We start from the raw sequence: 12994 nt of genomic DNA on the forward strand, positions 1-12994 counted from the left end.
TTGACGATATAGTTTTTTGCCCTAAAGACGATAAACCATATTGCCCTTTAACATAGTAGAGACCTTGTTGCATTCTTATTATACCCTTATTTCTTTGCATTCACAAGACTTATTTATGTGCATTATATGAATACTATGCACACATTTGCAAAACAAAAATTCATGAACTTTCTATTGTTTCCTCTCTTGCACATGCACATTTATCTACACTTACATATCTTACTGCTCTTCCCCAGTAATTTCTTTCAGAAGAACATCAATTCTATGTGACGCCATATGGTCGCAAGTATTTTTTATTTCGTCACAATATTGTAAAAATTTTTCCTTATTTTCTATGTATAGTACATACATGATATTATATGCTGTATGATATTTGGTCTCAGTTACATCATCAATAGGAAAAGATTTCCTGTTATATAACTTTTCAACTTTTCCAGATAGAGCATCTTTATAATAGCTATTACTTATAAACTGTCGCAGATTATATGAATATTGATATGCTATATCACTATGAGTATTTTCTGAGAGATACTGAACATATAGATTAACCAATTCATTCTTTATTTCCTGAATCAACTTTTTAATAGTTTTTCGGTTTGTTTCCGATTGCACATGAATATCTATACCATAGGATAAATAATCTAATTTTCCATTCACAACCTCGGCATAAATCAAGTCATGCAATTTATGTTCATATTCTTTTAAAGTTTGCTTCGTATCCACCTCCAAATGTTCACTCCATATTAAATACTCATCAGCATACTTAATTAATTTAGGTATATCATTTTCTTTACAAATATTTTCTGCCAATTTAGGTAAAAACGACTTCATTTCATCATCCGTTTTATAATAATTTGCTTTATCACCTGCATGTAAAAATATCTGATACTCTACATCAATCTCATCTGGATTTAATTCAGCTTTATTTTCATAATAACTCTGTATTATGTTTACCATATTTCCGCTAATGCGTACTCCTCTCAAATAATAATTTTTAATTCTGAACTCTAATTTATTTGTCATAGAAAATGTTACATTTGCAATAGAATCATTAGTATTTTGTTTATTTTCTCTATAATATAGTTCATCCGTTGACTCAACAACAATAGCATAACAAGCAAGTTTTATTTCGTTATAAAATTCATCAGAATATACATCTTTTAATTGTAATTTTACATCGTCATATAAATTCTGAGCTTTTTGAAGTGTTCTTATATTTCGAACATTATGTGTTTTTAAAAATGCATCAATAAAATCACAATCAATACGCAGTTCAGTCCAATTAATACTGGCTGTATGCTCGGTCATTTCATACGTTCTATCAATCACCTTTTCACTGTATTTATCAAATGTATCTTTATTTTTAATTTCTGACGTATTTGCAATTAGTATAACTTTTACATAATTGCATCTCTTAATCTCATCTATTACACCAAATATTTCCTCCACACTTATATTTTTATTCATACGTTCAAAATCATCTATAACTATCACATGAGCTTTTTGAAATGTTTTTGTAAGCTCTAAAAACAATTCTTTTTCTTGTATTACAGACTCTATAATTGTTTTTGCAATTCCTACTTTTTTTGATAATACCGAAACAATGTCAAGTATCTTAAAAGCAATTTTTCTTATTTCTTTTTTATCCTTTAATCCAAGCTGATAGAATGTTTCATGAAAAATTTGCTGTACATCTTTTATTCCGAACACTGACAAATAGCATACATTATTATTCTCCTTTAAAGCATCTTTTACTGCATATGTTTTTCCTATTCCCCATGTACCATCTATTAATATACATTTATATGGCATCTCATCGTATTTTTTAATAATTTCTTTGATATAATCAGCTTTCATATTTTTCTACCTAGTTATCTTTATTTTCAATTTTTTTATATCGTTCCATATAATATTTTTTTCTTCGTTCTACAACATTTTGTAACTGTGGATTCAATAACTCTACAACATACCGAGCAATAATTTCTAGAACTATATTAACATTATTAATATGCAAATAATTTTTATCATAATCATATTGCATGTTCCTATCACCCCTATTTCCAGAAGCTCCATGAGCTGTAAAATTTCTACCCGTTAAATATATTATTTCTCCTGGTGATTTTCTTGAAAGATAAGGACTGTTTCTCCACTCTTCTAAAATGATTTTAGCTTCATGTTTCAAAACCGTAAAATAATTACTCAACTGTTCTCTTTTTCCATGTTTATTCCAGTCTATGTAATATAATGGATTACAATTATAATTCAAAGCCAATGGCAAATAATAATTCAAAGCATCCTCTGGTGTATATGTTGCAGGCATAATTGTCGGTTTATAATGATACGATGCTGCATATTCAAATACTCTATACAAAAAAACGCAACGTGGCAATGGTTCAAATTGTTTTAATGATGCATGATATAAATCCAATATTCCTTCATGTGGTAGTTTTTCAAATGCAATCATCTTATACGCATTAATATTTTTTATTATTGGCAACTCTAAATGAAATGCCTCTTCAATATTTGATTTAAGATAATTAGGATGACGTAATCTGATACAATCCAATAAATCAAAACGATAATACAATTCATTCAATTTATTGTTTATTTCCCTGTTAGCCAAAAATTCAAAATTGGGACATCCATTTAAATATGCCATTATGTTTAACAAAGCTCTTTTATCACTCGCCTTGCTACTATCATTGCAACACAATCTAAAATGATGCATTTCATCTGATATAATATTCACCTTATCGTAAATAATTATTTCATCATCATATCTATAGCTGAACAATCCCCCAACATAGTTGCTTCTATCATTATAATAAACTGAAGGATACTTTCTAAGAATATATAATTCTTCTTCCGTTTTAAAAATAGCGTATTTAATTCTATTTTCTGCATATAAATACACGTTTTCTGAATTTGAAATATCCGGTAAATATTCCCATGATTCATTAGTATATGTTTGCATTTCCTCTCTCGTTGGTTCTGGAATTATTTTTATTGTTCTATTTTTTACCGCATCAAATAATTCTAATAATTTTTTACGTTGTGCTAAATATACCTTTTTGTAAAGTGGGATAAACATAAGTCTACTCTGAGTATCAGAGTGCTTATCCCTTTCCATATTAATTTTTATAATTAACTGTTGGAACTCTAGTGGCTCATAAAACATAAGACTTATTATCCCATGTTTCAAAAAAAGCTCTTCTATAGAAAAATTTTCTTCTATAGCCTTTAATTCGTCATTAATTCTCGTAATCATTCCACCTTTCATTCGTAATTAAGCATCTTCTATTATTTTGTCTATTTTATCTAATGTCTTTTGATTAATTATCATGCAACAGTACACCACATCTGATAAGGAGTAGTTCTGTTTTATGCTAATCATTTCTGACAATATCTCTTCTATCTGTTCTTTATACATTATACCATCTTTTTGTATGATGTCATTAAATCTTAAAATGGATTCTCTCTGAATATCTCCTACAAACGAACTCTGACATAATATCTTTACTGCAACATCTTCTGGAATAACATCTATTTGAGCTGAAACTCTGTTTTTTATGATTATCTCATCCTGCTTATACAATTCATTAACAGAGACACGGTACAAGCTGCACATTTTCTTTAATAATGTTTTAGATATCCCTGAACCATTTTCCACTCTTGAAATAGTTCTGATTGAAATTCCTAATTGTCTGGAAACAAAAGCCTGTGTCCAGCCTTTTTTAACTCTACACTCCCACAATTGATTACCTATTGTTCTTTTCAATTTATCGTCCATAATGCATATCTCCTCCTATAGACATTGATATAGAAATTCAAAATTATTTTGTCTATCATGTACCACTGCTTATACAATAAAATATACCGATATCTTCCTTAATTTTGTTATTCCATGTAACATTTTCAAGAAAGAATCGGCATATTTTTATTAATTTAACCTACTGATGTCCTTTAATGAGTTACGAATATTTCCCCTGGACACATATAGACAATTTAGAGCTTCAACAGGTCTTTTTCTTTAAAGCTCACGAAATCACCGCATCCAATAACAATAAAGTCAGCTAATAGGATTCCAAGCAGTTCTCTGGTATTTGTAAGTCCAACACCTTCCCCCTTAATCACTCCGTTGTAATCAATCAGGAAAACTTTGCACTCATAGCTGAAAAATCCCACATGCATCATATGTACGGCATATATCCATACACTTTGGTACATAACGCTTTGTACACCTTCCTTTAAAATTTCTTTTTCGCACTTTAAGTAACCTCCTGTAAGTATTTGTGTTATGAACTATGATTTTCCCAAAAACTTCCCAAATTTCTCCCAGATTTATCCCAAAAACGATAAAATCCCCAGATTCATATGTTAAATATTTTTGTGTAATTCTAAGCAATCCCAGCATTTATGGGCTTTTCTGGCTTTTTATATTTTCCCAAAAATGAATATTAAAAATATCACTATGTCCAAGGGCACTCCCCTTTATTCCCTCAGGGGCAAACTCTTCTATCCTCTTAAAGATAAAGGTGACTGCCCTTGAACAATCAAAAGTAATATATGTTGCTCTTGCTCAGATTCTTTCTCATAATTCATAAAACATTGATTCTACAAGGCTTTCGGCTACTATGAAATAAAAATAAAAGAGACCGTAAGATGAGGAATACTTGGACTCATCTTATGGTCTCTGATACTTTTTATTTTATTGTTGACGATATAGTTTTTTGCCCTAAAGACGATAAACCATATTGCCCTTTAACACAATCCGTTATTCAAACTCAATCGTCCCAGGCGGCTTACTGGTAATATCATAAAAGCAGCGATTAACCCCTTTCACCTCATTGATAATCCTGCTCATAACTCTCTGTAACACCTCGAACGGTATATTGGCAGCTTCCGCTGTCATGAAATCGACCGTATTGACCGCACGCAGTGCAACCGCGTAATCGTACGTTCTCTCATCGCCCATGACACCCACGCTTCGCATATTGGTGAGCGCGGCGAAATACTGGTTTGGCATCCACTCCGGTGCCTCTCCATGCTCTTTGCGGTATTCCTCTACCGCGGCATCCACTTCCTCACGGTAAATGTAATCGGCATCCTGCACGATACGAACCTTCTCTGCAGTTACCTCACCGATAATACGGATACCAAGTCCCGGTCCCGGGAATGGCTGACGGAAGACAAGTTTCTCCGGGATGCCAAGCTCCAGACCCGCTTTGCGGACTTCATCTTTGAAGAGGTTGCGCAGCGGCTCGATGATTTCCTTGAAATCCACATAATCTGGGAGACCGCCGACGTTGTGATGAGACTTGATCACTGCGGATTCTCCGCCAAGTCCGGACTCTACCACATCCGGGTAGATGGTTCCCTGTGCCAGGAAATCCACGGCTCCGATCTTCTTTGCCTCTTCCTCGAAGACACGGATGAATTCCTCTCCGATAATTTTACGTTTTTTCTCCGGTTCTGTCACACCGGCAAGTTTTCCATAATAACGCTCCTGCGCGTTGACACGGATAAAGTTCAGGTCAAACTGTCCGTTCGGACCGAAGACTTCCTCAACCTCGTCTCCTTCATTCTTTCGGAGCAGACCGTGATCGACGAATACGCAGGTAAGCTGTTTTCCGATTGCACGGGAAAGAAGTCCTGCTGCAACAGAAGAATCCACACCTCCGGATAATGCAAGGAGAACCTTTCCATCACCGACTTTTTCACGGATCTCTTTGATTGTATGCTCCACGAAAGAATCCATGCGCCAGGTGCCGGCACATCCACAGATATTTCTCACAAAGTTGTGAAGCATCTTGCTTCCCTCTACGGTATGCAGTACTTCCGGATGGAACTGGATTGCATAAAGCTTTTTCTCCGGGTTTTCATCTGCCGCTACCGGACAGTCAGCGGTGTGTGCTACCACCTGAAATCCCGGTGCCGGTTTGGAAATATAATCAAAATGACTCATCCAGCAGATGGTAGATCCTTCTGCCGAATCCGTTGCCACTCCCTCAAAAAGCGGAGAAGACTTGTCCACGAACACTTCCGTTTTTCCGTACTCACGTACCGGTGCCTTTTCTACTTTTCCACCGAGGATATGATTCATCAACTGCGCACCATAGCACAGACCGAGAACCGGGATGCCAAGTTCAAATAATTCTTTCGTGTATGTCGGGGAATCTGCCTCATAGCAGCTGTTCGGGCCGCCGGTGAGGATAATTCCCTTTGGATTCATTGCCTTGATCTGTTCGATGTCGGTACGGTAAGAATAAATCTCACAGTACACATTGCACTCGCGGACGCGGCGTGCAACCAGCTGATTGTACTGACCACCGAAGTCAATGACGATGACTTTCTCCTGATCCATATTGTGTTTCCTCCTGTTTTCTAAAATGCATTTTTGCATTTATGTGGTGCATTTTTCAAAAGTACACCATTTTTCTACCATTATAATAAAGCCCCTGCGATTTTACAAGTCACAACCTCACGTTTTCTCGTAAAATGCAATCACATCCGCGTAAACTTTTTCATTTTCTTTCTCATTCAGTATTTCATGGCGCATATGCGGATAGGTAATTGTGGAAATATTGGAAAAACCTGCCTGTTTCAGCGTGTCCACACTGTCTTTGGCACCTTTTTCATACCCTGTGCACGGATCTTCGCCGCCGCGGATCATCAGAATCGGTAATGCCTCATTTACGTCCCGGTAATTTGACACCTGATGCATAGCAGTTGTCAGCATATACAGATCGTGAAAAGCGGAAACACTAAATCCGTGCCCGCAATACGGATCTTTCAGATATGCCTGTACCACCTGCTCATCGGAACAGATCCAGTCCACTTCGGTTTTTGCATGTTTTATCTGCTTATTGAAATTTCCCACCGACAGTTGCTGCACCAGCTTGGAATGATACATCGGTCCACGCGCCCTTGTGAGCAGATTCGTCAGGAAAAACCCTATGCGGATAATCTGTGTTCCCGGATAATTCGGGAATCCGCTCAGTACCACCTTTGCGTAACTGTGTGACTGGGTACAAAGCAGATTCCTTGCAATGATGGTTCCCATGGAATGTGCAAAAATCATCACCTTTTCCGTTTGAAACCGCTCCCTGATATATGCCGTGATCTGTACCTGATCCGACAACAGATAACGGTCACCGTCTTTTTCTTTAAAGAACCCCAGCTTTGGAGCATGTTCCCCATGCCCCCGCATGTCCGATGTCACCACCGTAAATCCCACCTGCCGCAGCTGTTCAGCGAAAGCCTCATAACGCTCCTTATGTTCCTCCATCCCATGAATGATCTGAATGTATCCCCGCGGATGCTCACTTTCAAATACCGCCAGACTCAGCGCGTAACCGTCGGACGCTTTCAATACTATATTTTCCATTTATATCCTCTTCTGCGTTCGTACTTTTAAAACCAGTCCACATTTGTTCCATGTTCCAACTGTTCCGGTGTCATCAAAGACACGGCATCGATAAACCAGTTGCGAAATGTCATCGTCCCTCTCTTTTGTGCGGTCGTTTCTTTTGCGGCAAGTTCTCCTGCAATGCCAGTAAACGCACAGCATGCCACTGCACTCTCCACCGAATTTTCCGCACTTAAAAAAGCGCCAAGCATCACGGTGGACATACAGCCGCTTCCCGTAATCCTTGCCATCATTGGGCTTCCATTATGACACCGGTAGACGCAGCTTCCATCCGTGATCAGATCAGCTTCTCCGGATGCGACAAGAATCATCTGATTTTCCTTTGCATACTGCTTCATCAGCTCCGGCAAATCCGTTTCTTCTGCTTCCGCCAGCGCATCCTCGGCTGCATCCACCCCGGTAACCGTTCCACAGTTGTGCAGCAATGCCTGTATTTCCGAATAATTTCCCCGGATACAGGTCGGATGGATTATTTTCATCAACTCCAGACATTTTTCACGCCGATAGGAAGCCCCCGACACCCCGACCGGATCAATCACGATCGGATGCCCCAGCGCATGCGCCCGCTTTCCGGCAGCCTTCATCGCCTCATAATCCGAGATGGCCCCGAAATTACAGATCAGTGCCGCTGTACCTGCCGTGATCTCTTCCACCTCACAGGGATGGTGTGCCATCGTCGGTGACGCACCTGCCGCCAGAAGGATATTCGCACAATCGTTGACCGTCACGGCATTTGTGATACAGTGGATAATCGGACGTTTCTGTTGTATTTTCTCATAAATTTCCACCACTTTTTCCCCGGAAAATTTCATCACAGTTTCTCCCGTCTTTGTATTTCACCGTCCAGAATTCCTGCCTTTTTCATCGGAATGGTCACGATAATTGCAATGATCGTACCACCACAGGTACTGATCAAAAACGGCACTACAAATGTAAACAATGCCGCTGCTTTATTCCCCATAATCAGATACGCAATCGGATAAGAAAGCATTCCACCGATGATACCGGTTCCAAACACTTCTCCCACGTATGCAAACGGAAGCTTTTTCCCATACTGGTAAAGCAGTCCTGCAAGCAGTGCACCACACATACTTCCCGGAAATGCCAGTGGGCTGCCAAGCCCTGTCAGATTACGGATCAATGCCGCCATAAAAGCCTGTGTCAGCCCCCACCATGGTCCGACCGTTACCGCGCACAGTACATTCACCAGATGCTGTACCGGCGCACATTTTGAGCCCAATACCGGGAAAGAAAACATACTCCCGACCACAGCCACCGCCGTGAAAAGTGCCGTCAATGTCAATTTTTTTATCTGCAGATGATTCTTCATTTTGCTTTTTTACTCCTCTTTTGTTCCCTTTATATGATCTGTTCTACAAGTTCTCCAAGATGCCGGGTGCCTGCCTTAATATCCTCGCAGGCAAAAATGCCGCTGACAACTGCGACACCCGCGATGCCTCTGCCTTTTAACTGCAAAACATTCTCTGCCGTAATTCCCCCGATTGCCACAACCGGAATTTTCACGCTGTGGCAGATTTCTTCCAGCAGCTCGTGCTTCATCGGAATGGCATCCTTTTTGGTTGTAGAGCCAAACACAGCACCACTTCCCAGATAATCAGCGCCTCCCGCTTCTGCGGCTTTCGCCTGTTCCACGGTTTTTGCCGTCACACCAATGATTTTATCCGGCCCGAGAATCTCACGCGCGTGCGCCAGTTCCATATCGGACTGTCCAATATGAACCCCGTCCGCGCCGACTTTTGCCGCCAGTTCCACATCATCATCCAGAATGAGTTTCACTCCGTAACGATGGCAAAGTTCCAGCAATTCTTCTGCCTCCTTCTGCACATCCGCTTCCGGAAGTTCCTTCTCCCGCAGCTGTACCAGAGTGGCGCCACCTTCCAGTGCTTTCTCTACCTGTTGATATAATGTTTCATTGCCCAGCCAGGTGCGGTCGGTCACCGCATAAAGGCGGAGCTGTTCTTTTTTCATATTATTCACTGTTTTTTCCTCCTGCATGTTATCCCATTATAACACGCACGACAGGAGAAAATCTATACTGCATGCAAATGTGCATATTTTTCCTTTGTTGCCATTCCTCCGCGGATATGACGTTCGGATTTATTCACATCAATAATCTTGCGGGTTTCTGCCGCAAGTGCCGGATTCACCTGGCACAGCCGGTCTGTGATATCCTTGTGAACTGTGGATTTTGAAATTCCGTAATGCTTGGCAGCCTGCCGTACAGTTGCCTTATGTTCAATGATATAGTTTGCGATTTCCACGGCTCTTTCTTCAATATAAGCTTTCAAAAAAATACCCCTGCATTCCTGTGTTTGTACAGTTTATGCAAGGATATGTTTGCTTATTACTTACTTTCTGACTTACTTCCCACAAAGACTCTTCTGTCACAACCTGTCCCACAACAGTTCCATCGGGTTTGACTCCAAAATAAAGTTTCCCGTGCTGATGTTTGTTCAAAATTGCACAAATAGAATGCATTGTTTCTTTTAATTTACCGGTCGATTTTTAATTCCCAAGTTTCCTTTTCAATACCAAGATTCAAATCAACACCTGCCTTCAACACATATAATTAAGTTATATACTCTTAATCATATTATTTATCAAAATTACACTTTAATTAATCTTAGTTTAAGTTTACAGTCACGCAATTTATTTGTTACTAAAATTAATCTTCCACAACGTATTTTACAGTCACGTAATTTGTTTAGGTACTAAAATTATATCCGGCAGAACCTGATTTTCATGTTGGTTTTACAGTCACGTAATTTGTTTAGGTACCAAAATTCTCATTAATTCCGATATAATTTGATCCAGTTTTACAGTCACGTAATTTGTTTAGGTACTAAAATACATAATCTTGCAAGAATTAGTATCACATTGTTTTACAGTCACGTAATTTGTTTAGGTACTAAAATGATAAGTGAATTAGAACGACATTTCTCAAGTTTTACAGTCACGTAATTTGTTTAGGTACTAAAATTAGGTATGCCATTGACACATATTAAACCGTGTTTTACAGTCACGTAATTTGTTTAGGTACTAAAATATCAAACTTAGTATCCCCTACTTTTGTATGCCATTGCCCTTGAGTTTATTATACCATTTTTCATGCTTTCAAAAAAGCTATTTCTGGCTTTTTTTTCTGTATCTTCCCATCTATCGTTCAACATTAACGTCTGATTTATCAATTTACAGATAACGTTATCTTCCACTGTATATAAATATTCCGTTTGCCCTATGTGTTGAATAATCTTCTTCAAAGTCTCCTGCAATTGTTCTTCCGAAAATCTCCTGTTGCATGGATAATTATTCTCTATATATGTTTCTATTTCATTGAACTCCGGCATTTGAAAATCTACTTCTCCCAATACCGTTATTCCTGAACATAGCTTTCCGTCACACCCCACATATCCATCCAGGCTTGTTGACAAAATAAAATAGACATCATATCTGATACAGATTTGTTGCATTTTCTGTAAAACAACTTCATATTCTTTTTTCGAAATTAAATGATCAATATTTTCTACTATGATCAGCAATTTTCTTGGATTTACTTCCATTACATGTCCAATCAGATTCAAAAAAATCGTAAATAATTCAAAATTATTTTTATCCTCTAATGATGTTTGTCCATTTCCTACAACATTCGATTTTTGAACCATATCCCAGACATCCGATACGGTATACGTCAATTCAATATCACCCAGATAACTAAGATCTTTATTTATCAGCTGAAACATTTCTTCCAATTCTTCATCAATGGTACGCAAATGCAACTGCCAGTCAAATTTTTGCATTAACCCCCTGACGTATTCCACCATCAAGCTTTGCTTTGACCATTTTATCCATGTTAAAAGTTCTGCTATTCCATTTACAGATAATACAATAAAAAATTTTCTACCTACTAATTCGTTATTAATTTTAACATTATTTCTCCATTTATTCTGTTCTTCCGAATACTTATAGGTACTAAAATACCTTCTAATAGATTCCAGTATATATGTTTTTTTTGGAATGTTTTGTCCGCACAATTGCGTGATCGGTGCCAGTTCAATCGTATATTTCTTTTCGTATTCCGTTACATCAATTTTCATAATATAATCAATCTTTCTGTTCCAATTGCTGCCTCCGCTACCGATTGGCTTCCAACCAGCAACTTCATATCTGAATATTGCTTTTCCGTGACACACAGCAGTCTCACATTTCCTTCTCTGGGGATAAATTTCTTTATCCGTTTTTCCAAACGGTTGGCATATTCTCTACTCGGACACACCCTTACATAAACCGAATACTGCATCATAACAAATCCCTCCTGAATCAAATTCTTTCGAAATATGCGATATGCTCTTCTTTCTTCATCGGTTTCAACCGGCAAATCAAACATACATAACATTCTCATAATCTTATAGTTCATCCAGTTCCTCTCCGATAAATCCATCGATATCCGGGAATACAATATTCTCACATCTTTCCATAATCAAAGATGCAAATTGTTCCACATAATTTTCTATCATATTACACACAAACATCTTTTTATTTCTGTACAATATTTTCATATTTAAAATATTTACCAGCTGTCTTCTATGTTCTGCTGTAAAATACTCCTCATTTTTCATACTTTCATATGCAACAATATCTATCATCGGTCTCAAAGGCTCCATTAAATCATCCACAAGATTAAACCGGTTATACTCGTTTTTATGATGAATACCAATTTGTGTGTTTAATCCATACCCAACACACACTCTTGCAATATATCCTCGCAGTACCGCATACCCGTAATCTAATCCGCTGTTTAATAAAATATCCCCATTTCCTCTGGAAAAGGAAGTTCCCATTAAAAGATTAAAATATACTTTTGCAGCATGAGCCTCTCTGTTGCTTTGATCCCCATTGATTATTTCTGATGAAAATTCTTTAATCGCCCGGGTTCCTTCCTGATCACTTGTTAATCGTAAATATGCTTTAGACTGATTTTGAATTTTCACCGTTACAATATCATTCCACAGTTGATCATAGTATTCTTTATTTTTTTCTATCTGATAACCAATCACTTTCGAGGCTCTGCTATGATTGTCATAAGAACTGTAATAGCCTGTTGGCAAATGTTTCTGATTGCATATCATTAATCCTATCCCCTGTTCAGACAACTGACACAAGAGCCTTGCTGAAAGCATAGATGACAGATTATCCAGAACAATCATTGAAATATCATCTAATGGTATCCATATATCTTCTCCCTCTTTTGTAACAATGAGATTATTTAATTTTACTTTTATCGTCACTTCATTCTCAATCAATACAACCCTAAATGCCATATTTTCCCCCTATAAGAAAAAAGAAGCACCCGTCGGTGCTTCTGATTTCGGCATAAAGCCTTGTTTTAGTAGGTCTAAACAAATTACGTGACTGTAAAAATTTGTTTTCTACATTTTTTATTATATTCCTGCAAATATATTTTGTCAATCATATGATTAACAATATTTTGAGAACCTAAAATGAAATTTTAAATTCCACTGCCCTACAGGGCGGTAGAATTTAGTC

At 37.7% G+C, this 12994-nt stretch carries 14 protein-coding genes and 1 CRISPR repeat array; all 14 genes read right to left on the minus strand.

All coding sequences use genetic code 11. The features are described 5' to 3' along the window. Positions 1 to 219 precede the first annotated feature (219 nt). On the minus strand, positions 220 to 1857 hold the full coding sequence (locus DXD06_RS16150; protein ID WP_117833113.1) for a P-loop NTPase fold protein: 1638 nt from the start codon (positions 1855 to 1857) through the stop codon (positions 220 to 222). A gap of 10 nt (positions 1858 to 1867) precedes the next feature. Next, positions 1868 to 3280 carry a hypothetical protein gene (locus DXD06_RS16155; protein WP_117833114.1) on the minus strand — a complete coding sequence of 471 codons (1413 nt, stop codon included), beginning with the start codon at positions 3278 to 3280 and terminating at the stop codon, positions 1868 to 1870. 6 nt (positions 3281 to 3286) lie between these two features. Next, positions 3287 to 3790, minus strand: coding sequence for a helix-turn-helix domain-containing protein (locus DXD06_RS16160; protein WP_117833115.1), 504 nt, complete (start codon positions 3788 to 3790; stop codon positions 3287 to 3289). 215 nt (positions 3791 to 4005) lie between these two features. Beyond that, positions 4006 to 4227, minus strand: a complete 222-nt coding sequence (locus tag DXD06_RS16165; protein ID WP_117833116.1) for a hypothetical protein — start codon at positions 4225 to 4227, stop codon at positions 4006 to 4008. A gap of 547 nt (positions 4228 to 4774) precedes the next feature. Next, the gene (gene guaA / locus DXD06_RS16170) at positions 4775 to 6364 is read right to left on the minus strand and encodes a glutamine-hydrolyzing GMP synthase (RefSeq protein WP_022045212.1); all 1590 of its coding nucleotides are present in this window, start codon (positions 6362 to 6364) and stop codon (positions 4775 to 4777) included. Positions 6365 to 6481: 117 nt separating this feature from the next. Then, positions 6482 to 7387, minus strand: a complete 906-nt coding sequence (locus DXD06_RS16175) for an alpha/beta fold hydrolase (RefSeq protein ID WP_117833117.1) — start codon at positions 7385 to 7387, stop codon at positions 6482 to 6484. 26 nt (positions 7388 to 7413) lie between these two features. Beyond that, the gene (gene thiM / locus DXD06_RS16180; RefSeq protein WP_117833118.1) at positions 7414 to 8241 is read right to left on the minus strand and encodes a hydroxyethylthiazole kinase; all 828 of its coding nucleotides are present in this window, start codon (positions 8239 to 8241) and stop codon (positions 7414 to 7416) included. Then, positions 8241 to 8759 (minus strand): energy coupling factor transporter S component ThiW, encoded by a 519-nt coding sequence (gene thiW / locus DXD06_RS16185; protein WP_117833119.1) that lies wholly within the window; start codon positions 8757 to 8759, stop codon positions 8241 to 8243. Before thiW ends, thiM begins: the two co-directional genes overlap by 1 nt. A 29-nt stretch (positions 8760 to 8788) precedes the next feature. Next, complete coding sequence (gene thiE, locus DXD06_RS16190) at positions 8789 to 9418, minus strand: thiamine phosphate synthase (RefSeq protein WP_117833124.1); 630 nt, start codon at positions 9416 to 9418, stop codon at positions 8789 to 8791. Positions 9419 to 9480: 62 nt separating this feature from the next. After that, positions 9481 to 9738: a sporulation transcriptional regulator SpoIIID gene (gene spoIIID, locus DXD06_RS16195; protein ID WP_022045217.1), complete on the minus strand. Its 258-nt coding sequence runs from the start codon at positions 9736 to 9738 to the stop codon at positions 9481 to 9483. Then, positions 9722 to 9928 (minus strand): RNA-binding domain-containing protein, encoded by a 207-nt coding sequence (locus tag DXD06_RS18210; RefSeq protein WP_117833120.1) that lies wholly within the window; start codon positions 9926 to 9928, stop codon positions 9722 to 9724. Before DXD06_RS18210 ends, spoIIID begins: the two co-directional genes overlap by 17 nt. Positions 9929 to 10132: 204 nt before the next feature. Continuing rightward, a CRISPR array of direct repeats spans positions 10133 to 10496; the repeat unit is 36 nt; unit sequence GTTTTACAGTCACGTAATTTGTTTAGGTACTAAAAT. 7 nt (positions 10497 to 10503) lie between these two features. After that, a complete protein-coding gene (csn2-St, locus tag DXD06_RS16205) occupies positions 10504 to 11544 on the minus strand; it encodes a CRISPR-associated protein Csn2-St (protein WP_117833121.1) in 1041 nt (346 codons plus the stop codon). Next, complete coding sequence (cas2, locus tag DXD06_RS16210; protein WP_117833122.1) at positions 11541 to 11864, minus strand: CRISPR-associated endonuclease Cas2; 324 nt, start codon at positions 11862 to 11864, stop codon at positions 11541 to 11543. The genes csn2-St and cas2 overlap by 4 nt, the downstream gene beginning before the upstream one ends. Continuing rightward, the gene (gene cas1 / locus DXD06_RS16215) at positions 11854 to 12768 is read right to left on the minus strand and encodes a type II CRISPR-associated endonuclease Cas1 (RefSeq protein ID WP_117833123.1); all 915 of its coding nucleotides are present in this window, start codon (positions 12766 to 12768) and stop codon (positions 11854 to 11856) included. The genes cas2 and cas1 overlap by 11 nt, the downstream gene beginning before the upstream one ends. Between the last annotated feature and the right edge of the window lie 226 nt (positions 12769 to 12994).

Source organism: Roseburia sp. TF10-5 (assembly GCF_003462365.1).
Taxonomy (GTDB): domain Bacteria; phylum Bacillota; class Clostridia; order Lachnospirales; family Lachnospiraceae; genus Roseburia; species Roseburia faecis.